A 23,627-nucleotide genomic window follows, 5' to 3' on the forward strand; every position below is an offset into this window, starting at 1 on the left:
CAGAATGCTGCATAATAATATAACGCTCCTGTTTCAATAAATCTTATAAGAGCTCTTCGTAGAGATTCCTTAGACGAATTGCAACCTTCTCCAGGGACAGCTCCTCCATGCAATTTCGTCCTGATACTCTTTTATTGCCAGCTTTGACCAAATGCAGTTTCTCCGCCAGGTCACCAGGATCTGGCAACCCAATATAACACCCTTCAATTTTATGTATACGCTCTTTGACATCACCTACATCCACCGAAACAACAGGTATATTGCAAGCGAGCGCCTCCTTGATAATGTTGGGGGATCCTTCATGCAGGGAAGTAAGGAGCACAACATCACTGGCATTGAGCCATATGGGAACCATGTCATGGGACACGCCGCGAAGCTGATGTATTTCAGCAAAATTTCTTGATGAATTATTAAGAGTTTCCACAGCAGATTTCGCCAAATTGAAACGCTTACGAGGATCCCCTAGGTTAGTCGGAAAAAGCACGTGAAAATTATTGTTATTCCAGCCAAGCTGCTTCCGACATTTTTCTTGATCAATGGGCTTAAAGCGCACAAGATCGATTCCATTAGGAATTATTCTAACCTTGGATAGATTTATATCTTTGGGTAAGGAATCCAAGAGATTCCTGGATTTGACTACGACCCCAGTGGCCCGCCTGGCTGCCCTCCAAGAGGCCCGGACCCCGAATCCAGAAACTATCTTCCTTAAATATCCCGACAAAAGTTCTCCAAGTAGATCCGAACCACAAAATGAAACAACAGTAGGTCTGTCCCGAACAACACGAGTCGTGACATTGGCCATTACCCCTCCATACATGGAATGAACGATATCAGGACAAAAACTCTCACATCGAGTGAGAAGGCGTTTCCTCAATCCAAGATATTCCTTCATCCCACCCCCAGCACGTTCCACAACGAGTACGTCAACATTTATACCAACCTCTCTCAATCCTTTAATTTGTTGCTCTACAAATGTGCCCGAAGTAGGGAAGTTTTGAGAAGGATAGAGATTGGTCACGGCGAGAATACGTAAATTATTAGAACCCATAGCTATAATGACCTTCTAATTTATCTGAAATGGCCAATTTTCTATGAAAAAATGGAGATATGGTCAAATCTGGTGTCCGAGCGGTCAATCCTGCGACGAACAAGTTAGGAGGGTAGCTGCATCAATTCCCTTGGGAAATTGAACTCTCACATCACGTGTGCCGGCTGCTGAAATTATCTGAACGTCACAAGGTTTCTCGGGGATTTGCCCCACCTTCATGTAGGAAAAGCCGCCACTGGTGGGATGCCCACATGCTCCACGTGTCCAAGCCGGATCGTCAAAAATATGGATTTAATGGGCGTTGTGCTGCAAAAAATCCGCCTATGATTAGCGGAAAAATCGAAGAACTTCAAAAACTTATCCTGATCTTTTTGCACATACATCGTCGCCGAAAGATAATACGGTTCACATGAATAAAAAAAGTGTCGAAGCGTTGTGCGGTAGCAAATTGGGGGGTCGCTCGCTAAATTCTTTTGCAAAGCCAGAAGCACCTCAGTCAATTCTGAGGGGCATGGTGTTTTCAATTTCTATTCTTTGCACATTCTAAATATTTACATCCCGTAGCAGGCCCCACTCCATCCTACTTATACGAAGTAATTGCAAGATCAGTGGGGGGCGCAAAGGAGGAACCAAAAACATAAGCTCCAATGTCAAATGGCCCTCTAGGGTCTCTTGGAACACCCTCAAAATCAGTTTTTACTTCGGCGATTACAAGACCCTTTCCTATGGCAGAACTTTCTTTGGTGAGATGGAAATCATGATTGGAGGCATCGGCAAATCCCGGCTTGTAACTATGCCCAACCAGATTGTTCTTAAGAATCGCGTTTGGGTCCCAAGGAGCGATAGCCTTACTCCCGATAATAAGGTTATTTTCAATATTAGAGACACCACTCCCTTTCGAGATCATCAAACCATAAGAATCGTTGGGCATATAAATAAAATTGTTCTTTACTACTGAGGCATCACTATTATTCCCTAACCACATGCCATAACGCTCATTAGTATAGACGGTATTATTATAAATCTTTGTGTTTGATGCACCAGAGTCCACTACTATCCCGTCTCGGTTGCCCCAGATGATGTTATTAATGACTGAATTATTAGTACCTCTGTAAATCCCTATTCCTGGCCCCCCGCTCTTCAAAGCATTATTATTGTAGATTCTATTATTCCTCATAATATTGTGACTAGGCGTATGAGAAGTACTGAACATATGGATTCCCCATCCACCATTTTCAAAAATTTCGCAATTTTCAGTTAGCGTATTGCTTCCATTATTATAAATGCCATGAGATTGAGTAGTTTCATATGATTGGCTAGTTAAGCCATTGTGATGGATGCTCAGATTTATAAATTCATGAAATGTTCCAGCACTAACTTGTATCCCTTGATGATCATTATTCTTAATTTCACTGTTGAAAATACGGATGTGATGACTTCCCGCTCCCATTCGAAAACCATCGTGCCCACCCTCAACAATAAATCCTCCCATCATAATGTATGCGCTGTTATCCTTAAATTCAAATACTGTATAGCCCTGTAAGGGTTTTATGATTACTTTTTCATTCTGATAAGCTTTAATTGTGATTGCATTCTCCCATGATTTGCCATTCGGCGGCTCCCACAAATAGTGATTTCTCGTGTAAGTGCCGCCGCGAACATAGAGGGTGTCACCCGGAGATAGGACGCTCACCCCCTTCTCCAGCGTAACAAATGGGGCCTCTTTGGTGCCGTAACCTTTATCATTTCCACTACTCGCTGCCACAAAATATTCCTTGGCAATCGCTTCGCTTATGCCTGCAATGCCAAAAATTCCACTTAAAACAAATAGATAGGATAGGAAAAATTTCATAACCCGATAATGATTATTACAATATGCCATTTGACTCCCCCAAACTCCAAAGTTAATGATCATTTGTCTTCTTCCTTTTGAAGATTCGACAGAATCGGTCAAAACTTTAGTTACAAACTTCTGGGGAACTTCAACCTAAGTAATATTGTATGATATTTTCATTAAACTCTACAATTCCTACTATCAACATTGGGCCGAGGCTCATTGTCATCCATTCGCCTCATCCCCGTTTCAATCTTTTGTCGGGCATCGAACAGAGAGACGAACATTGACATTGAGACATTTGTCCCGAAACCGACCGTTAAAACTCTCGATCACTGCATTTCCCCACGGGTTGCCCGTGGCGAATAAAATCGAGTTTAACCCCATGCGCGAAGCCTCAGACATCTAACGCTTCGCGGTAAATTCTATCCCTTTATCCACCGTAATTCTTTTCGGATATTTCCTCCATTTCAACACACTTTCCAAGAGTTTTGTCTTGTCTCCTACACCATATGCAGAATGGAGATTTTCTGCATGCTCATTAGTCGTCTCCCCACCTTCACTCACCATGGAGGGCATTAGGTGCAGTGAGGAGCACATTGCCTGAAGAATCCGCCTACTGGGAAAACAAAACCAATTCAGGAAGGGAAATTAAACGTCACAATTGACTCAACTCATTCAAAGCCAATCGCACCAGCCTTGTTTGTGTAGGGCTCCAGCGCCGCGACCCCCAAATAGAATTGGGCCAGTGACATCACCCATGTCTGGGATGACGAGGAGTGATTGATCTTCATCGGATTCTGTGGACACGTCCCAAAGCAAGGATAATGAAATTGAGGATGTGTCCCCCATGATTTGGACATCAGGGATACGATGTTAGGCCTCTGGAAACAGGAGTTGGCCCCGCCCTCGATAAGCGGTTCACAACAAAGAATAGGGAAATCCAGAACATGAGAAACTGCGGCGGCTGCGCCAAGACAATACCCAACTCCGGAAGGAACGAGATATCCAAAAACAAAGCGGCCGCCAACTCCTCGAAGGATTCTCTGTGAGATTTAGGTTGATCTAAATCATCCATAGACCTTTCTGAGCCCTTGTTGTGCCAGGTCCCCAGCGGGACCATACTTAATCATCACTAGTCTCCCCTCCCTTGCCTCACAAACACCCATTTAACGCCAAACCCCAACTCATCCTAAACAGTCCTTAAACTCTTCAGGGAAATTGAGGGAGACAAGAAACATAAAGGTAAGCTCCCATTAAGTGGCAACGCCATACATAAACACAGCCAACGCCCATCACCGCAATCCCCAACGGTATGAGTTTCTAGGCAACATTAAAGACCTCCAGCCACTTATCCAGCAGGAAGCAACGAACGAGCGATTGCCCGGGTGCGTCGCGGCGCCCGGCGGTCTGCCAAGTCTCCTCGGCGAGCCTTCGAACTTTCGTGCGGTCCACCCAATCCCACAGGGGACGATCGAAACTGAGCCATTGAGTTAGAGCGGGGCGAAGGGGATCGCACAGCCAGAGGTCTTGTGGCACCCAAAATCCGTATTTGCTTCGTCGGTGTGCCACTTTCTCAGGGAGGGTGTTCTGGAGACCACAACGGAGCGGCCACTTTGTCCAGCCACGATGATAAAGTATCTCGGGTGCGAATGAGAGGCACAGCTCGATCAGCTCGTGGTCCAAGAATGGATAACGACCCTCGATCGAAAAGGCCATTGAGTTCCGATCGTCCCACTTGAGCAATCTGGGCAAGAACATAACCCGTATCTCGTTCACTCTTCGAGCTTGCCCCCGGTTTGCCAGCGCGTGCTGCAATATCGCACTGCCCTCCGTTGGCTGTTCTACCAGCGAATTAAGCCCATTGCGTCGCGACAAGTATCGCCGCAGCATAACTGGAATTTGTGTGAGCAAGGACGAATTCCCATCCGCAAGTAGTGTCCCCCCAAGATGTGCAGCCAAGGCGAGCACATGACCGCTCAGCCCGAGCTCTCTTAGGTACAGGAAATATGATTGCCAATAACCGGAGAGTATCTCGTCTCCGCCCTGTCCACTCAGCGTAACGGGAACGCCCGCGATGTGGGTCAATCGTGCGAGGCAGTACCCTGCATACATCGAAAGGCTGCCTACTGGCTCGTCGTGGTGCCATACGAAGTCGTTCAGGTCGTCCAACAATCCCTGAGCACTGGGCATAACGTAGTGCGGAATCCCACGAATGCTGTCCAGCACCGCTTCCACGTACGCGCGCTCATCCGGTGGGTCTCCGATACAAGTGGAAGTAAATGTGTGAAGATCGGCCGACGGGCCGGCTTGTCTGTGGACGAGAATCGCAATGGAGCTGGAGTCCAACCCACCGCTCAGCGTGCAGCCTACCGGAACGTCGCTGCGCAAGTGAATGCGTACACACTCGTCGAGTTTGGCGGCAAAGGCTTCGCTTGCCTTTGCGGCGTCAGACACCGAGGCTTCGATTCGCTCGGGCCACCAAAAGGCCTGAGGTGACGAGAGAGCCATTCTGTGTATGGAAAGCGTGAGATAGGTACCCGGCGGAACCGGATCCACCCCGCTGAAGAAGCTTCGCGTTGAGTTTTCGTACCCGGTGGAGAGATACTCAGTTACTGCCTGCTCTGAGTGCTGGGCCTGAAAACCAGGAATAGCAAGTAGTTGCTTGATTTCAGAAACCACTGCAAGCAGCCCGTGACTTCGCCACACATAAAGGGGCTTAATCCCCAGTCTGTCCCGGCAAAGAACCGCCCTCCCGCTCTGGGCGTCCAGGAGGACAATCCCCCACATCCCGCGCATCCGCTCGAAGCATCGCGGCCCCCACTCGGCAAAGGCCGCAAGCACTACCTCGGAGTCACTTTGAGTGCGAAAGAGGTGACCGAGTCGCTCTAATTCTGCGCGGAGCTCGAGGTAATTATAGACCTCACCATTGTAGGTAAGCCAATAGCGGCCGCGGTACACCATCGGCTGCGACGCTTCTGGACTGAGGTCGATGACCGATAAACGGCGATGAGCAAGGGCAACCTCCCATCCGGTGGAATCGGCCAAGCGAGTGATTACATCACCTTCAAAACCCACCAGGCCACAGCCATCTGGACCCCTATGAGTAGCTTTATTGCTCATCGCCCGCACGAGCGATAAAGGTCGCGAAAGATCCTTCTGCTTGAACAGCGCGACTATCCCACACACGCGAAGCGTGTCTCCCTACGCAATCGGTCGTAGACCCTCACAAGTCTTGTCGCCACGGCGTGGGCTGTCAGTCCTTGGCCCATCAGTCTATCACGCCCATTTGAACGGCTACCCTGCTCCAACACCTGCCGAATGGAAGACGCCAACAAGGAGGCATTGTACGGAGCTATACATCCTGGTTGAACACTGGCAAGTCGCTCTTCCACATCGCCACATGGAACGGTAACTATTGGGAGATTGCATGCCATGGCCTCTTTAACAACGTTGGGCGAACCTTCGTGCAGGGAGGTTACCAACAGACAGTCAGCGGCACTCATTTTGAGGGCCACCTCAGCCTGCGGAGCATAAGAGAGTACCTCTAATCTGGCCGTTGGGTAGGTCTGTCGTAGCTCAGTCATCGTCGCTTGCGCAAGCGGAAGATTCTTCACCCGCTGGTTATGGCGCGTGCCCACGTTAAAGAGGACGATGGGTTGGGACGCACACCAGCCAAGTTTGCAGCGGGCGTCTAGACGATTTAGGGGCGCAAAGACTTCATGGTCAACGCCATTGGGGATGATTTCGGCATGCCTGCGAAGCCCTGTTGGCAGGGCGGAAAGAAGATTAAGGCTCTTAACCACTAAGGACTGAGCACGCCATGCGGATATCAACCCAATTGAGCGGGATATGCAGATGCGCATTTGCCATGCCAGACCAGGTTCCGGTGTGCCCAAAAGATCATCTCCACAGAAAGAAACTACCAGGGGCAACGTTCCGCGTGCAGCGTCGGCAACTGCGGCTGTGACAGTGCCATATTGTGCATGGACAATCTCTGCCCCGGAACGTGCGACTTCGGCGCGCAAACGTAGCACGTTTCGTACAATACCCCGGATCGAGGTGCGATCATCTACCACTGATAGCGTCACGGCCCAACCAAGGTCTGCAAGTGAGCGCGCTTGTGTCTCGGCCCACGGCCAGGTGCGCGGGGCGCCGTGGATAAATTTTCCTGCGCTGATCAGGAACACATTGCCGGGTATTAGCATATCATTGTCTTCTCAGAAAGGGTCTGGAGCGGCAATTTCTAGGAGAGCAGTGAGTTATAGACCGCAAGATTCAGATCGATCACCTTCTCCAGCGAGAATTCGGCGACAGCGAGGGCATACCCGCGAGTACCCATAGTCGCTCGAAGTGGCGCATTTTCTATAAGCTGCACGAGTGCACCTATCAGGCCGTTTAGGTCGCCCACGGGGACAAGCATACCATTCTGCCCATGGCGAACGATTTCACGACAACCTGGAATATCGGAGGCAACGATTGGGCGGCCGCAGGCAGCGGCTTCTTGGAGAATGCGAGGAACACCTTCTCCGTAGATCGTGGGCAAGCAGACGATGTGACTTTGCCCTATCAACACGGGTAGGTCGTGCCGAAATCCCAGCCAGTCCACATCCTCCGTGTCACGCCAGTGCTCAAGAGTGCGCACTGGAATGGCGGATGGATGACCATTATCTGGCTCACCAATCAATACAAAGCGGGCTGGGATTTTACGGGCACGTACCGCTCGGGCTGCCGCTACAAATTCGCTAATGCCTTTTATCCATAGTAGTCGAGAAACTAGCAATACCACCGGTGGTCCATCCGGTTCCGGCTTGGGCTTGAACAACGACAGATCCACGCCGGACCCGCTAATAAGCACTGCGACTTCGCAGGCCAAGTTGTATTTTGAGAGCAGCCAATCGCGGTCAGCCGAGTTCTGCACAATAACGCGGTGGTTCTTGTGTCCGAAAGCAAACCGAAGACCGACCATGACAATCGAACGGAGTACATACGTTTTCACAGTTTGTGTCGAAAAAAGGTATCCCAAACCATAGAGGGTGCTAACTACTGCTGGCACACCGACAACCCGCGATGCGATGCCGCCATAAAGCACTGCCTTTAGACACATATGGTGTACTAGCGTGGGACGCAAGCGGCGGTAAAGTCGAAGCAGGGAGATCAAACAGCGCAGCTCATCAAAAGCCCCCATGCTCAGACGCCGCATAAAAATGGGGTGAACGATAATGCCTACCCGAGAAATGGTTTCCATACCGGGCTCTCGCGGAAGAGCAACATGGACTTCGAACCCGGCCTCCTGCACTTTACGGGCAAGCCCCATTCGGTACATCAGGAAGTCGTCGACTTGGGTATCAACAAAAAGAAACCGTGGTAGGCCTTCAATTGGCCTCATGAGAGAATCCTTGCATAACGAACGATAGAAGCTTTTTTTCCAAACGAACCCCAACGTTTGAGAGCCCAACCGTAAATTTGTTTGGATACCAACGGGCAAATCCCAATCTCAATAGTTGCCTTCGATAGGACGCTAGCTTAGATGAGGGTTCATACCTGACCCCCCATTTATTCATGAACAGTCGGTTGCGGGCTTCCCACGCCGCCGCGTCCCAACGAAACTTGAAGGGCGGAATATCGTGGACTTCCCATTGGGGAAGCGCTGAGTAGGTGACCCCTGAACGGGGCTCAAGAAAGACTTTGAGTCCGTATTTTCGGAGCGTTAGTCCTAGATCGACATCGAACGGCTCCACGTCATCGAAGATGGCAGTGCCTGGGAGTAGCCGTCGATCAATAAGGACACAGTGACATTCCGGATAGTCAATTTGCTTCCGTCGTATTCCCGTGTACAGAATCTTATGATGGAATACAACCTTCCCATCTTTTTCCCGTTCTTCAAACATTGCTCCAGCCGCGTGAATACGCCCGTACCACCATATCAAAGGCATGACCACTGCTGCGCCTTCTTCTCGCATGCAGTCAAGCATGGGGAAGAGCCAGTTTTCGTGGACAATTGTATCGTTCTCTAGAACGATGCAAAACCTTTCGTCGGCTTGTTGGATGCCGAGATTGCGCCCCTCGCCCTGCATCAACAGTCGGTCTACAAGCACAACACTCAGATTATCTTTCTGCTCCCGAAGTTGATGAAGATAGTCTTTAGTTCGCCTATCGATGCCCCCAGCAACCACAATGACACGAAAAGGCACATACGTCCGTGCATAAAGCGCCTCAAGACACTTGGGAAACATGCTAAACCTATCGCGTGGGACCACCACTACAACGATGCTGTCGGAGGACATCCTTCCACCCATTAAGTCAGGATCAAAGCCAGATTAATTTTTGTCCTAATAAAGTTTGATCTTTTTGATATCAGAGTAATTTATGGGCACCTCTAAAAGCATGAGCGTTGGCTCGTTTCCCCTGCTGCGGAGAGCCTGGCACGAAATCAGAGACGAAATCTCAGAAGTCGATAGGCTTGCTCCCCTCCTTGCTGTTTCATAATTACCTCCGGCTCCATAATGACCCGGTTTGTCTGCTGGCGGCGCATGTCTCCACAAGAACCCGCCGAAAATTGCAGATGAAATTCTTGAGTTCGATCTTCGCCCGCGTTGGTACCCGGCCAATTATTCGAATCAGTTTGCCACCCATTGTCATAAAGTGGTGGCCGAACTTATTGTCACCGCGTGCGCAAATGCGGGGGCGTGGTTGATTAGTATTCTGTTGGCGAGGGCTCAAGGGCTTGTCTCGATACCCCTTATACTGAACGCGCGAGGGCAGTTTTCGCTTCTTGATCTGGACCTCGACTTCTTCTGAGCGATAGGCGACTTTCGCCAAAATTTCCCGACCCGCCGTCTTGGACTGCCACGCTTCCTCAAGTACTTGACTGTCATGCACGGCCTCATTGGTGACCGCATACCGGCGAATGAGTGTGTGCTGTTTATCCACATTGAGATGATTTTTGAATGGCGGGCGGCATCCCTTGTAACGCTTGGAGCGAAACAGGCTCTTCTCTAGCGGCTTACAAAAGCGAGCCCAGGGGAAGTGTTGGGCGAGGGGTTCTAAAGGATTGCCATTCGGGGTAAGGTCCTCGTAGCGAGCGGTCAGAGCAAAGAACCGGAGTTGGTCAGGTGTGGGCATAAACGATCCACCCTCGAATAGAATTATGCCAAAATTGAAAAGAATTCTCGGTAGTAAAAGGTGCCCTTATAGAACAAATCTACTATTCTCTAAATTGCCTCCCTCCCCAAACACTTTTGCCCAACATGGCCCCTCCACTGGACTATTCTTTAGCTTAATACCCCAAACTCTACCAAAATGAAGGGAAAAGAATATAGTAACCCACAACCTTTGTACGGTGAATGGAGATGATTGGTAAAAAGATCTTTCAAACTTTGGGAAGGGACGAGGGCCATGCTCAAAAAGCAAAAACTGACGTCTCCCCGAAAAGGATAGCATAGAACGAGAGGAACATGGCAGTTTCAGTGTTCCGACATGAAAGAATGGGAACGCAACTTTGAGCAGTTTAAATCAAAAGAAAAAGAGATCCACTTATCAAGGTGTAGGAGGGATGCAAAGAAAAGCGATTACTTCTGCCAAACAGGTCACACCCATTCTTAAAAAAAACTATCCATGATAAAAGAGGGAAAACCCAAGTTTATCGGATGTAATAATAAATAGAATTTTTTAAAAAGCTTTATGCAGCACAACTAATGCACTACGGGTTTTTGAATCCTCCGCGCTCAGATTTTGAAACCGAGGAGCCAAGTCATCGATTTCTAGGCCCGTTTTATCATAGTAGCGCTGAACATGTACCACCTCAAACCCGGCTTCCTTCGCATAAGCAAGATGAACGCTCAGTGGTTCCCGATTCAGAAGGAATTCCCGTTTCCCCGTTACTAATTTCCATTCCCAATCAGAATACGCAAAATGGCCATTCCAGAAAGGAGCCAACCCATGCGAACCAAAATCAATTACATTACTGGCATATCCACCCGGTTTAAGCCATGAAAACATGGCCTTATACGTTTCCCTAAGTGGATCAATATGCTCGAATACCGCCTGTGAAATAATTAGATTAAGACTTGATTCTCGGATGACTCCTGATGACATCCAAGGCGCTCGATACATGACATATTGACCACCAAGCTCATCCTTCTTCAATTCAGAGCGAACCCCTTCAACTTTTTCATTGAAACTTGTCCAGTCAATCAATTGGTCTGGAAAACGATACGAACTCAACGGCGGAAAAACACCTGGAAATTCGTCTTGGTCAGGGATTGATTCCCTAGCGGAGTACAACTCCACCAAATCATCAAAGATTTTATTCAGATCTGCCTTCTTTGAAAAGGGGAAAATATCCAGACCTACATATTGGTTTGCTCCAGAAAGTAACCCGGCTAGTCCAGTCCCTATACTATCACCAGGTCCCAATTCACCTATACAGGAATCTCTTACATTGAAACCCAACTGACTAAGTGAAACTAAATGCCTAAGCCAAACCGAGTAACAGTATCGCGCAGAGGTAGAGCCTCCGGTGGAGGCGCGTCGTATCCGTATATCATTCAGTTGGGGCACCCAAGTTAAACTTCCTTTAAGAATGGGGGATAACTTCCAGAATTTTTTCATAACAATTTTATTTGCTAAACTAGGAATAAATTAATGCCAAATATTGCTTCTTAGGAAATGAGAGGCTAAAGGAGGTATCTTTCTGAGCCAGCATCTTCCAGATTGTCTTTAGGGGACCCTGGGTTAAATAGAGTTAAAGCAGACATCATAATGTTTGGTATATTGAAAAGGCCAATGTTTGAACCACGCAAACTGCGGTTAAACAGAGAAGCTTTTGCCGGTCCTATTTTCCCGTCAAAAATTCCCATCAGTTTTTCGTCCAACGGGTTTGTCAGGAATTTCTCGGCTTATCCCTGAATGAGCTGGTCTCTTTGCTTCTTCGAACAAGGTGAGAAAGTGCCTGAACGGGCAGCCAAAGTCTATTATGTTTATGCCAAAAGAAGCCCTAAAAATTTATCCTTCTTTGGGCAGAACAATAAAACATTAGCAGAGAATAAACAAGAAATCTCAATTTTTAAACAGGGGAGTTTCCCTGTGGTGAGGGAGAAGTTATTAATAATCTGAAAGTTGTCTGGGAGCAATCCAAACAACATTATTCATTACTTATTTGAAGTGATGAAGACAAACGAGATGATTGGATCGGCACTTTGGATGGCCTAGACATCACCAACAAATGATCGGCAGGGTAGGAGATCAATCCGGAATTAAGGCCAGTGTTGAAATTTTCAAAAAACCGGACCTCGGCAGATCACCCCTCCCTATACGGGAGAGGTGATCTTTGTACTTTAATGACCTCTGCTTCAGGCAAAGGTTGTAGGCCAAAATTCCGGCCGCCGTTAGCGTCGCTTTTACTGCTTAACGATGACGGAATACATACTGCAACATCCACCGCTGGCATTACCTCCAAGGGTAATGGTCCCTGCAGGGAAAGACCGCACATAAAGGCTGAAGGTCGCATCCGAGGTCACCAGATCCGCGCCGGTATCTGTAAAGGCGCTCAACCACGAGGGTTTCGAGGAAATACGATCGCCATGAGCGACATACACCGATACCGCTTGATTAACCGTAAACCTGAGGAAGGTGGAACTGGTCCCCGCTTTGTCATTATTAGCCGTTTGGATATACGTGCCTCCCTGCACATTGGAAGGAACGGTCTTAAACGTATAGGCACGGTCGATATAAACGCGGGCCCCGGCTTGGAGACCGGAGGTGGGCACCACATAGGCTTGCCCACTGGCAACCGTCAGATTCGAAATACTGAAGGAGGAGGAGGAGGTGGAAGAGGAAGGGGGAGGCGACGACGTGGTAGTCCCGCTCTGCGGTGTGACCACCACGGAGTACATGCTGCAACATCCACCGCTGGCATTGCCCCCAAGGGTGACGGTCCCAGCAGGGAAAGACCGCACATAAAGGCTGAAGGTCGCATCCGAGGTCACCAGCTTCGCGCCGGTATTCGTGAAGGTGCTCAACCACGAGGGTTTCGAGGAAATACGATCGCCATGGGCCACGTATACCAATACCGGTTCATTGACCGTAAATCTGAGGAAGGTGGAACTGGTCGCCGCTTTATCATTATTGGCCGTTTGGATAAACCTGGCTCCACTCACGATGGAGGGAACGCTGGTAAACGTATAGCTACGATCGATATAGGCCCTGGCCCCGGTTTGGAGTCCGGAGGCGGACACCACATAGGCTTGCCCACTGGCAACCGTCAAGTTCGAAATACTGAGAGAGGATGAGGTAGGAGAGGAGGATGGGGGCGGAGTACTAGTCGACGGTGGCGGAGTACTAGTCGACGGTGGCGGAGTACTAGTCGACGGTGGCGGGGTTGAACTGGCGGGGGGCGGCGTCCCATTAAAAGCAAAAGCTCCAATATCATATGCATTGGAGTTCCTTGAAGCATAATCAAAATCATTTTTGACTTCGGAAAGAACCACACCGGCGGCAATGGCAAGACTTCCTTGTTGAATGTGAAAGTCCCGGTTTTGATGATTGGCATATTTTATGTCATTGATTGATCCGGCCACATTCCCCTTAACGGTTGCATTACCCTCCCAATTTTTCAGTCCGGTGCTTGAATTCGTTGCAGCAACCAGGTTATTGAAAATCTGCGGACTTCCGCTTCCCTTAGTAATGATTATCCCGTTCGACCCATTCGAACTGGCAATATTGTTCTTAATATGGGCGTTTTGACTATTCACTGCTACCCATATGCCATAGACGGAATTAGCATGTACCGTATTGTTTAAAACTTTGGCATTTGATACTCCCCCCCAAACCACTATGCCCATATTATTTCCCCAAACAAGATTATTGTAAATCCCATGATTCTTTCCTGTATAAACTCCAATTCCATCTCCCGATGTACCTAAAGTACCATTGTTGTAGACTTTATTGTTTCTCATCACAATATTTTCAGACGTATAAGAAGTGCTGAATATCGATATTCCCATCGCACCATTTCTATAGATTTCACAACCTTCTATAAGATGGTTTGAACCTGCGATGTAAATCCCGTGATCTTGGCCTGCGTGGGAACCATTATCATGGATTTTTAAGCGAATAAATTCCAGATCATTTGCTGGCTGTGTAGCAAGAATCCCCTGTTGACGAGAATTCATTATTTCACTATTGAGGATACGTATATGATGGTTTCCTGGAAAAAATTGAATCCCACTAGCGCCGCCTTTGGCATCAAAAACAAACCCGTCGATAATAATGTGATGGCTCCCATTGGAAAAATACAATGCAGAACGGAAACTCTCCGCTGTAATCACGACTTTTTCAGTTGCGTATTTTTTAATAGTAATGGGTTGATCCCAAGAATTCCCATTGGGAATTTTCGCAAGATTGTGGGACCCCTCATAGGTACCACCTCTCACAAACAACGTATCTCCTGGGATTAACACGCTGACTCCCCTTTCAAGAGTTTTAAACGGCGCGCTCAATGTTCCACTATTGCCATCATTTCCATTGCTTGCAGCCACATAATAATTTGTTGCCTTGGCTTCGCTTATATTGCCACTCATGATTAACACACAAAAGCAAAGCTTCAAAAACCATCGATAGCGTGAAATACTCATTACTGATCCTCCTAACAAAAAAAGAGACCGATGGTCCTGCTTCTTGGAGAGCAAGAAAATCGATCCAGTATTTACCTCTTTAGGAACCGGAGGATGGATTCAGCAATATGTATTCCAAAAAAAATTTCTTATCACTAAAAAATGTCAATACCCTTGTTTATATACAAATATTTTTTTTGAAAACCAATTTTGTCCAATAATACTCAAGGCAATAGTTGTAGGTCATAGCCTTCACCTGAATGAAAAATTGCCGAATTCTCCTACGGAAAATAATGCCTAGCAGTCCTGACAGAAAATCCGTGAGGAAAAAAACGACCACTGATTTCTGAAACGTTCTTCGCCCATACCGCATGGCACCAGGAATGAGGTATACCGATGACTCAAAAAGACGGCAGGATCGAACGCCGAACAACTCAGATGAAATTAATTATACTTCCCTGCCACATCCTTCAGTGAGATGACCAGGACTTTGCAGCACAGTCGACTTTGGATTTACGGAGGGTCACGCGATACGAAATTAGGGGATGCTTCGTAGACTCAAAATTAATTACAGCAACCACCCCAGAAATAATGGGACAAAAAATTTCTCAGCTCTACAATGACATGGAATTGCATTAATGCCTTGTGGGAGAAAGTACGGCATTTTGTGAATCACCCAATATCGTTTTGTAAAATTGGACAAACTTTTCAAGAATACGTTCCTGGTTATACGTGTCTTGAACATGAAGGTTTAATTGTTTTCCCAGTAAATGACGCCGCTCGGATGACCGCAATAATTCCATCAACGCTTGAGCCAAATGAGTTGGCGAACCTGGTGCCACTAATATGCCCGCCCGCCCATAATCAAGGACTTCAGGACATTGACCTACCTGAGTGGCAACAGTTGGAAGTCCTGCCATGCCATACTCAAGAAGTGCCATGGGAAATCCTTCGGCCTTTGAACTGAGTACCCCAAGGTCACATGTTCTGAGTATGCTCAACACATCCTTTCGATATCCCAAAATAGTAATGTGTTGATTCAATCCGGCGATTGAGATTTCTTTTTCAATGGAACTGAGGCAGTCTCTATCGCTCGTAGAGCCCACCAGAACCAGGTGGGCCTTGGGGATATCTTGAATTATTTGTGCCATCGCGCGAATGAGAGTTATATGGTCCTTTACCGGGAGAAGATTTGCCAGACAAACTATTCTATAACCTTCTTCACCGGGAAGAATTACCTTTGGTCCAATTCCATTAATTTTAACGATGAAATTGGGAATATAACGAACCCGGCTTGACGACATAGGCAATGCCTGGCAAACCCAATCGGCCAAGGCTTGATTCACGGTAATGATTCCTTTTGCACGTCTTGCCATAAATTTATAAGCCCAGGAGGGGGAATCTACACTTGTCATACCGCCGTCATGAATATGCCACACCACTGAAGGAAAGGGAGGGAAAAACGCCGCGATCGTTGCTACAAATACAGATGGCCCATGCGCGTGAAGAATCTGTATATTATACTTTTGAATAAATAGAACCAGGAGTGTTAGGGCTTTCACATCCAACACGTGCCGACGCCCCAAATGGAGGGTGATGACATCGCTCCCTAATTCTTTCGATAAGGGACCGTCGCGGCGTGTTGTACACAAAAATGGCTGATATGTTTTTCTCGGGAAATTATTCACCAGATTGACCACTACCCGCTCTTTTCCGCCAGCCACGAGAGTATCCGTAAGGTGCAACACACGGCAGGGTTCTTCCATTACCAACACCTATTGCAACACACGCATTGACATTTTAAATTGTGGAGACGAGCCTTCATAATCAATGGATTACCGCCACTACCAGGAACTTGAGAACATCGAAATGCGTTTTTGAACCCCGCCCTCTATTATGCCCGGCAGTTCCGGTGTCAGAGTAGATTTATATTATGAATAGGAGTTTCAATGATTTCGGTAGTTTTTGTGCTTAAATTGCCCGGCATTCCAGCATTCGCCTCGGATTTATTTCCGGCTCAAAACTAAAAAACTTCAGCGCAATTTACTTCAAACCCCAACATCAACGGAACCCCTGGAGAGCGCAAAATTTTCCGTTATTGGCACACAACAAAATTCATCATTCCCCGCGCTCTTTATCCTCCTCCTTTAAGAAACTATAATTCCAACGCTCTAGAAATAAACGCCGTAGAGCCTCTCGAACTCCTTCAATAGAGTAGTTTTGTGCCCACGCACTCGCCTCTTTTGAAAGTCGTTGAACCATCGAAGGATCTTCCATGATACATCGCAGTTGAGCTGCCAATTTTTCCACGTCCCCATAGGGAAAGACAAAACCTCTCTCCTTAAGCATCCACGGGATCAACCCGGTGTCGGTTGCTACGCACACCACCCCATAACACATCGCTTCTACGAGAACTTTAGGAAAGCCCTCACTTTTGGTAGGTAGGACCAACACATGCGCCTTTTCATACCAACTCATTACTTCAACATAGGGAAGTGGCCCGACAAAATGTACATTCTTTTCCAAATCCAGCTGTTTCGTCATCGTTTCAAGACGGCCCCGATCGTGCCCATCCCCCACAATTGATAACTTGAACGAAATATTTTGTTTTAACAGCGCAGAGGCTGCTTTCAGCAAGACATCAACTCCCTTGGCGGGGACTAATCTCCCTACAAACAGGATCTGAATAGGAAAAGTCAATTGCTTTTGACCCGCAGCCTCCACGCCACGCTGCACTTGCTTTGCCGTCATTGTGGAAGCAAATATTGGGATAACCTGCTTGGGCTGGTTTGGCTCTCCCCCATAAACAAAAACCAGCCCATTTCGCCACCACCAGGAGCGTAAGATAAACCGCTGCAAACGATAAGAAAAAGGTTCCCCGGTAAAACTCATCCACTGTCCGGCATAGTTGGCTATTAAATACTTGGAGAACAGTGGGGCCAGAATAGTTCCAAACAATCCAAGATTACATGGGCATCGAACCTGGATGACATCACCTTTTAACATTGCATTACTCAGTTCCAGCAGATGTCTCGGGATATTGACATAAAGCAAAATTTTTTCCTTAAAGGTTCGTCCACCGGTCTCCATTTGCGGCAAAATTGAAATATTACCGTTGGCAAAGGGGAGACAATCGCGAGGAGGGAGGCCTTTCTGAAATGGTGCTGCGATCAATACTTTTTCAAACAGATCCGCTAAAGGCTGGATCTGTAGAGTGTAGGGACCGGACGCGTAGAATTGTCCCGCAACTTCATAATGCCGAACATTCGTGATGATGACCAATTTTTTATTTGCATTCTGTAATGCCATATTTAATTTTCCCTATGAATCAGTTGTCAAAAATTGATTCCGAAAACAGCTGATGCCATGCAGGAATACCATGGTCAGTTTCTAGTTCCGGCGAATAATTAAAAATGCAGAATATTCTTGTTCGGCAGCCTAAAAGCATACTCTGTGGTCCACTGTGGCCGCAGTAAAACTGCCAATACGGGACGAGTTCATCCTTTATGCTCGTCGGTGCATAAACTTCTTGTCCCTTTTCCAGAGGCAGACGCGTCTATAGCCAATGGGATTGCTTCTATTGATCCCAGGATTATACAGATTTTATGAGTGCCTGACTTCCCTTAGTTTCGGGTAACGATTATCGGATGGGTCGGTGTTGATGTGATTTAGACGTGTAGTCTATACCGGTTTTCCGCGTTTTCGATGCATCTGTAAAATCAGGGTTTAACTACCTGATAGGCTGAGTAATTGGTGCGGCTATCTGTTTTTACGCCCTGCGGTCGCGTTCTCCATCCGTTTTGCCGTCGTACCCTTGCTCCCCGTGTGTTACCAAGCAACGCCATACCCAAGAAAAGTCCAGACAATGGATCAAAAGCAGACACGGAAAGACCGATCGTCATGAAACACAATAGGCCTAAAAGCGGCCCTACTTCGCCCGTCACCCGTCTATGAACAAGCCCTTTGCTCATTAGGGTAGCAAGGAAACCCGTCAAAAGTATGAGGCCGATTAGCCCCGTCTCAACACCCACGTGGAGGTACAGCGAATGCCAGGCCAATTCCACACCGGGTTTAAAATGTACATTAGGATCAGAGATGGAATAGGTCGCATAAACCTTTGGCCCTGAGCCAGGGCCAAAGCCCAAAATTGGTGAATCTTTCAGGACTTTCGGAAATAGAATCCACATATCGAAACGTCCCGTAGTTTTTTCCGCCAGACTTCTCTCACTGTCTGTAGCCTTGTCAAACCATTTGTTTATGGTGGCGCCCTTTTCCGTTAAAAGGAGGCTGAATAAAAAAACACACATGAACATTAAGGACATCAGTATCCGCATTTTCATTCTGATTTTAGAAAACAGGAGCATGATGAATACACCCACACAGGCAACAGCCCAACTCCCTCGCGATGTTGAGAGAAGTAAAAAAATAAAAGCTGTTCCCCCAACTAACCGGCGGGAAAATGCCGAATTTTGTAAAAAAAGCCATTTGCCGTCGTCCACAATTGAATACAGGAGGATAAACGCCGCAGGAATACCGAAGCTGATCGGATTTCCGAAAGTCACGCCTTCTATTTCAGCCTGCACCAATCGTGGTGCCCCGTATCCCAATAAGGCTAACCCAATAGCAAAGAGGGAAATGCCCGCACCGACGAGTGCCGTTGACAGGTATTTTCGTTGTTCAGCAAGGAGATACACGATGCCTGCACTGAACCCAAGCTCCAAGATCTTAAGACCAGAGGAATAGCTCCCCGTCAAAATAAAAGCTCCCGCCCAATACAATATCCCTACAATGAGAAGCCAACGCAACGGGAGATTGTTCCATAATTGGAAAAATTTTTGAGGGCTTATAAAAAGCCTGAGAGCCAGCCCCATCCCCAAAATGGCTATTACCGAGTTGTAGAACAGACCCTCACGCAAAAACGCCAAAACGGGAAGGACTGAAATGGACAAGGCAAAAAAACTTAAGGGTTTTCCGGACACCATATAATACGCAAGAAACAGTAACAAAAAAGCGAAGAAAACTTTTCCGCCGGCGAATAATTTCCCCATTCCAACCAAACCCATGGCAGGCACGACGCAAATCATTATCTTGATGAGGATAGGCCAAATCAGTTGAGCACTGATTTCTTTGGCCTTCAGTTCAGTCTCTTTCGTGAAAGTCGAACTTCTCGGTTTTTTCATTGAGGATGAAAAAGGCGGATTTATCTTAGCCATACATCTTTCCTTGCACTTCTGGAACAACCGAAATCAACAAATACTGAACCTACGAAATTTAGCTTCATCAGGATTTCTCCTGGATCACTCCCATTTTCGTGTACATCGTTCGAAAAAAATGGGACTCAAATTCCTCTCCTTTGTAAGCAGAGTATAGGTGAGGTAGAGTCCGCGACTTATCAATCAACCACCGCGGAATCAAACATTGAAGAATCTTCAGAGGCCGTGAAAAGGTCTTCTATGAATGAGATTCCCACCTTATCAGCGAGACTACTGAATACCAAACCTGCCTTACCTATCAGAAAGGGCCAATTGGACGGCTAGCAGCATAATGGCCCGTTGGTACAGTCCTGCCCGAGAAATTGTACGATGAGGCATTCCAGTACAAAAAGCCTCTATTACCGGGCGATACGCCTCAGGTCGGAAGAATTCGGGAAGGCGACTGGAAGTACCGAGCAGCGCCTCTGACAATTGCGATTTGAATTCCGCATCTACCCAGGTATCCATGGGGATTCCAAATCCAGATTTTGGCTTTCCAGCAACGGCTTTAGGCAATTTACTTTCGGCCACTGCTCGTAATACCTTTTTACACATTCGTCCTCTCACTTTCAGCCGGTGAGGAAGTGTAAGGCCAAAGGCAAACAACTCTTCTTCTAACAAGGGCACACGTACTTCCAAACTCTCTTTCATGCTTGCCATATCCACCTTAAAAAGAAAGTCATTGGGCAATCTTAGACGAACGTCGACTTCAGCCGCATGCGCAGACAACCGTTCCAACCGAGAAACCTTACTTGGCAACCGATGCTCCCATTGTCGTTCAAACAGGCGACGGACGGGAAAAAGATTGGCGTCCAGGCAAAGATTTTCATGTTCGTCCTCGCGTATCCAAGAAACTAAGGTCTGCAAAATCATGGTGTCGTCAGCGCCGGTAAGATCCCTGATCCTATTTGGAAATGAATTACGCAACATGCCAAGTTGAGCTAGTGGAAACGAAATAGCACCAGCTGTCCGCCACAACCATGAGGGAAAACGCTGGTATCGAATGATATCCCCAATTCTCCAATAATGGTCATAGCCCCCAAACCCTTCGTCCCCTCCGTCTCCAGAAAGTGCGACTGTCACATATCGACGCATTAGCCTGGAAACCGCATTGACTGCAAAAAATGAGGTATCGGCAAAAGGCTGTCCGGCATGAAGAAGAAGATCTGTTATATGGTCCCAGGTCCCTTTGCTGTTTCCGACTCTTAGCGTTCGGTGATGGCTTCCAATGTGTTTCCCTACTGCTACCGCTGCCCAGGTCTCATCATACTCCTCCTCTGAGAATTGCGCGTTAAAGGTCTGCAGGGAAGATTTAAGGTTTTGCTGAGCCGCAACACTTACCAAGGAGGAATCGATCCCACCGCTGAGAAGGGCACCAAGCGGAACATCGCTTTCCAATTGTTGTCGGACGGCCCCTGTTATCAAAGAATCAGCTTGTGCCTTAGCCTGCTCTAACGACATATCTAAATTGGGAGCAATGGCCCATTGATGATACTTTTGGATGTCCCAGGAAATCGTGTGGGTATCCAATTGGGCGACCAGGACCTCTCCCGGTTGAAGAGCACGAATTCCGACAAAAAACGTCTCAGGGGCAGGAATGTAGAATAGGGCAGCAAAATCGGAAATCGCCTGTCTATCCGGCTGAACGTTGATTCCCGGCAATTCACGGAGTGCCCGGATTTCGCTGGCGAACGAAAGCCGGTTGGCTCCCGGGGCATAAAACAGTGGCTTAATACCGAATCGGTCTCTGGCCAGAAGAAGGGTGTCAGTTTGTGTATTATAAATCGCTAAGGCAAACATGCCACGCAATCTATCCAGGAACGCTAAACCTTTTTCCTCATAAAGATGAACAATGACCTCAGTGTCCGATCGCCCTTTGAAAATATGTCCGCGAGCTTCAAGATCCTGTCGAAGTTCCCGATGGTTATAGATTTCCCCGTTAAAAACTACCCAGATGGTCCCGTCTTCGTTCGCCATCGGTTGCGCACCACCCGGAGACAAATCAATAATACTTAACCGTGTATGAATGAGAGTTGCCTCAGGCCAGATCTGAATGCCATGTGCATCCGGACCCCGGTGATGGAGAACTTTGGCTAACCGTGCTGCGTAAGACTCACTGTCAGGAAGATGTCCTAACCACCCGGCAATACCACACATAAAATAATCATTCCTCCACGCACTCGAGATTGGCAATCAGCCTTAGTGGAGTCCACAAGCCAACATCGTTCTAACGGTTAAGTCTTGCTCTGTCAGAGATTACGTCTACTCGAAAATTATCATCTTCCTTGCAGGTATTACGTCGCTTGTGAACCAGCATTAAGGAGGCCAAAACCAGTTGGCCAAAAGAGTTGCTGACCGTCTTCCTCCAGATAGGGGTAAATTAAGAGAAGAGAGGCGTGACAACCCGACCTTGCCTAATGTTTTTAGCGAACAACCAGATTGTTTTGACTTCACGAATAGGGTATCGGAAGTCAACCCTTAAGAATCACATGAATGAAAGCTCATCCACCCGAATTTGACATTCGGGTTACTCATCAGTCATTTCTTGGTTTCACATTGAACCAACTGACACAAAAAGAAACCGTCTACTCAACTAAAGACTTTTTGAGAAGAATGTCATTCAGCTGCTTACTTAAATTGACCCATGAATATGGGTCTTCTCCTTCTATTCTCTCCCCTTGACTTTCAATTCGTTCATTGAGATAGGAAGCCATACCAACGATATTATTTTTTTGGAACGCGCGTACCCCTTTACACTGTTCTAATATGGCGACATCACTACCCAATGGACATATCAGCAGAATTGGAGTCTTCAACCCTAAAGATTCAAAGACTTTGCATGTGATCATTCCTTTATCGGCAATCGTGACGTCGTCAGGGATGGAGGTAATGACAATGGATATGTTCGCACCAGCAACAGCGGATAGCGCGACATTGCGGTGGACCTTTCCCTGAAGCTTCACTTCATCAGTCATCCCCAATCGCTCGGCTTCTTCTCTGACATGCTCTCCCATTTGACCATAATAATACAGACACCATTTTCCCTTTTCTTTACCTCTTAATTCCTTCAAATGCTTTAGAGCTTCCATGAACGGCGTAATCACCCGTTTGGGAGGATAGAAATCCCCAGTATACACTATCGCGAAATGTGGAAAATGGGTAGGCTGTACTTGACTCATTTCATCCGGATCAAAGCCATTCGAAATGACGTGAATTTTTTCCTTCAGACCATATCGTCGGGTTAAATCCATTGCCCAGGAGGGGGAGACGATGGTCACAGCAGCGCTACTTTGGAGCAGCTCTTTCTCTTCATTAATGGTTTTCTGAGGTTTCGGATACTGTGCGTGAGGATTGCCGGTCCAAGGATCACGGTAATCAAGCACATAGGGTCGGTTCAGTTTATCTGATAGCCATTTCGCCAATCCAAATGAACAAAACGGTGACCCACTCGCAAGAATGATGTCTACATCCTCTTTACCTAAGGTTGAGCATGTCCGCTTGGCTTCTTTGATCCAGCCAATTTCTCTTTCAAGCCTCCACTTGCTTGCAATCCGTCGACCTACCCCTCCCAAAAACCATTTGATTCCGGAATTCTCGAATTTCAGGCATCCAGGTGAAAGAAACCGCCAGTCATGCCCGGTATGAATACACTTAATTCCTTCTTTATTTAGCTCAAGATTAATCTTCTCAATTTCGCTAATGTCCCTTAATCGCCACAGGTGAGGATCGGGTGTTACCACAGTGACATCCCAACCTAACCTGGAGAGATACTTGGCGATATTCCAGGTTCGGACACATGCACCGGCATTGAGCGGGGGAAAATAATACGCAAGAAACAGGACTTTGGGTTTTTTGGGAGGCATCGTTCTATCCTTTTC

The 23,627-nt window shown here is 47.3% G+C and carries 14 protein-coding genes and 1 pseudogene; all 15 read right to left on the minus strand.

Annotation, left to right across the window (positions count from 1 at the left end; all coding sequences use genetic code 11):
* Positions 1 to 43: 43 nt before the first annotated feature.
* The 15 genes and pseudogenes from PQG83_RS10885 to PQG83_RS10955 all read right to left on the minus strand — a co-directional run bounded on the left by PQG83_RS10885 (position 44) and on the right by PQG83_RS10955 (position 23,612).
* A complete protein-coding gene (locus tag PQG83_RS10885; RefSeq protein WP_312740791.1) occupies positions 44 to 1,048 on the minus strand; it encodes a glycosyltransferase family 4 protein in 1,005 nt (334 codons plus the stop codon).
* Between the two features lie 580 nt (positions 1,049 to 1,628).
* On the minus strand, positions 1,629 to 2,963 hold the full coding sequence (locus PQG83_RS10890) for a right-handed parallel beta-helix repeat-containing protein (protein ID WP_312740794.1): 1,335 nt from the start codon (positions 2,961 to 2,963) through the stop codon (positions 1,629 to 1,631).
* 125 nt (positions 2,964 to 3,088) lie between these two features.
* Positions 3,089 to 3,276, minus strand: a pseudogene (locus PQG83_RS10895) (integrase core domain-containing protein); the annotation flags it as partial.
* A 929-nt stretch (positions 3,277 to 4,205) separates the two neighbouring features.
* On the minus strand, positions 4,206 to 6,071 hold the full coding sequence (gene asnB, locus PQG83_RS10900; protein WP_312740797.1) for an asparagine synthase (glutamine-hydrolyzing): 1,866 nt from the start codon (positions 6,069 to 6,071) through the stop codon (positions 4,206 to 4,208).
* On the minus strand, positions 6,059 to 7,090 hold the full coding sequence (locus PQG83_RS10905; RefSeq protein ID WP_312740800.1) for a glycosyltransferase family 4 protein: 1,032 nt from the start codon (positions 7,088 to 7,090) through the stop codon (positions 6,059 to 6,061). Before PQG83_RS10905 ends, asnB (PQG83_RS10900) begins: the two co-directional genes overlap by 13 nt.
* 38 nt (positions 7,091 to 7,128) lie before the next feature.
* Complete coding sequence (locus PQG83_RS10910) at positions 7,129 to 8,271, minus strand: glycosyltransferase family 4 protein (protein WP_312740802.1); 1,143 nt, start codon at positions 8,269 to 8,271, stop codon at positions 7,129 to 7,131.
* Positions 8,258 to 9,169, minus strand: coding sequence for a glycosyltransferase family 2 protein (locus PQG83_RS10915; protein WP_312740804.1), 912 nt, complete (start codon positions 9,167 to 9,169; stop codon positions 8,258 to 8,260). Before PQG83_RS10915 ends, PQG83_RS10910 begins: the two co-directional genes overlap by 14 nt.
* 202 nt (positions 9,170 to 9,371) lie before the next feature.
* Entirely contained in the window at positions 9,372 to 10,007 is a 636-nt protein-coding gene (locus PQG83_RS10920; protein WP_312740806.1) for a hypothetical protein, read from the minus strand.
* A 546-nt stretch (positions 10,008 to 10,553) separates the two neighbouring features.
* Positions 10,554 to 11,495, minus strand: coding sequence for a class I SAM-dependent methyltransferase (locus PQG83_RS10925; RefSeq protein ID WP_312740808.1), 942 nt, complete (start codon positions 11,493 to 11,495; stop codon positions 10,554 to 10,556).
* A gap of 788 nt (positions 11,496 to 12,283) precedes the next feature.
* Positions 12,284 to 14,518 carry a right-handed parallel beta-helix repeat-containing protein gene (locus PQG83_RS10930; protein ID WP_312740810.1) on the minus strand — a complete coding sequence of 745 codons (2,235 nt, stop codon included), beginning with the start codon at positions 14,516 to 14,518 and terminating at the stop codon, positions 12,284 to 12,286.
* A gap of 614 nt (positions 14,519 to 15,132) precedes the next feature.
* Positions 15,133 to 16,263, minus strand: a complete 1,131-nt coding sequence (locus PQG83_RS10935; RefSeq protein ID WP_312740813.1) for a glycosyltransferase — start codon at positions 16,261 to 16,263, stop codon at positions 15,133 to 15,135.
* A 352-nt stretch (positions 16,264 to 16,615) separates the two neighbouring features.
* Positions 16,616 to 17,806, minus strand: coding sequence for a glycosyltransferase family 4 protein (locus PQG83_RS10940; RefSeq protein WP_312740816.1), 1,191 nt, complete (start codon positions 17,804 to 17,806; stop codon positions 16,616 to 16,618).
* Between the two features lie 410 nt (positions 17,807 to 18,216).
* Complete coding sequence (locus tag PQG83_RS10945) at positions 18,217 to 19,368, minus strand: O-antigen ligase family protein (RefSeq protein WP_312740818.1); 1,152 nt, start codon at positions 19,366 to 19,368, stop codon at positions 18,217 to 18,219.
* 633 nt (positions 19,369 to 20,001) lie between these two features.
* Positions 20,002 to 21,906, minus strand: a complete 1,905-nt coding sequence (gene asnB, locus PQG83_RS10950) for an asparagine synthase (glutamine-hydrolyzing) (RefSeq protein WP_312740820.1) — start codon at positions 21,904 to 21,906, stop codon at positions 20,002 to 20,004.
* Positions 21,907 to 22,334: 428 nt separating this feature from the next.
* Positions 22,335 to 23,612 carry a glycosyltransferase gene (locus PQG83_RS10955; RefSeq protein WP_312740822.1) on the minus strand — a complete coding sequence of 426 codons (1,278 nt, stop codon included), beginning with the start codon at positions 23,610 to 23,612 and terminating at the stop codon, positions 22,335 to 22,337.
* Positions 23,613 to 23,627: the final 15 nt, after the last annotated feature.

The organism is Candidatus Nitrospira neomarina, assembly GCF_032051675.1.
In the GTDB taxonomy this organism is placed as follows: Bacteria; Nitrospirota; Nitrospiria; order Nitrospirales; family UBA8639; genus Nitrospira_E; species Nitrospira_E neomarina.

Coding starts and splice junctions, on each gene's coding strand:
- PQG83_RS10885 (WP_312740791.1), bottom strand. CDS start 1,048: ATGGGTTCTAATAATTTACGTATTCTCGCCGTGACCAATCTCTATCCT.
- PQG83_RS10940 (WP_312740816.1), bottom strand. CDS start 17,806: ATGGCATTACAGAATGCAAATAAAAAATTGGTCATCATCACGAATGTT.
- PQG83_RS10955 (WP_312740822.1), bottom strand. CDS start 23,612: ATGCCTCCCAAAAAACCCAAAGTCCTGTTTCTTGCGTATTATTTTCCC.
- PQG83_RS10925 (WP_312740808.1), bottom strand. CDS start 11,495: ATGAAAAAATTCTGGAAGTTATCCCCCATTCTTAAAGGAAGTTTAACT.
- PQG83_RS10945 (WP_312740818.1), bottom strand. CDS start 19,368: ATGGGGCTGGCTCTCAGGCTTTTTATAAGCCCTCAAAAATTTTTCCAA.
- PQG83_RS10910 (WP_312740802.1), bottom strand. CDS start 8,271: ATGAGGCCAATTGAAGGCCTACCACGGTTTCTTTTTGTTGATACCCAA.
- PQG83_RS10930 (WP_312740810.1), bottom strand. CDS start 14,518: ATGAGTATTTCACGCTATCGATGGTTTTTGAAGCTTTGCTTTTGTGTG.
- PQG83_RS10915 (WP_312740804.1), bottom strand. CDS start 9,169: ATGTCCTCCGACAGCATCGTTGTAGTGGTGGTCCCACGCGATAGGTTT.
- PQG83_RS10890 (WP_312740794.1), bottom strand. CDS start 2,963: ATGATCATTAACTTTGGAGTTTGGGGGAGTCAAATGGCATATTGTAAT.
- asnB (WP_312740820.1), bottom strand. CDS start 21,906: ATGTGTGGTATTGCCGGGTGGTTAGGACATCTTCCTGACAGTGAGTCT.
- PQG83_RS10920 (WP_312740806.1), bottom strand. CDS start 10,007: ATGCCCACACCTGACCAACTCCGGTTCTTTGCTCTGACCGCTCGCTAC.
- PQG83_RS10905 (WP_312740800.1), bottom strand. CDS start 7,090: ATGCTAATACCCGGCAATGTGTTCCTGATCAGCGCAGGAAAATTTATC.
- PQG83_RS10935 (WP_312740813.1), bottom strand. CDS start 16,263: ATGGAAGAACCCTGCCGTGTGTTGCACCTTACGGATACTCTCGTGGCT.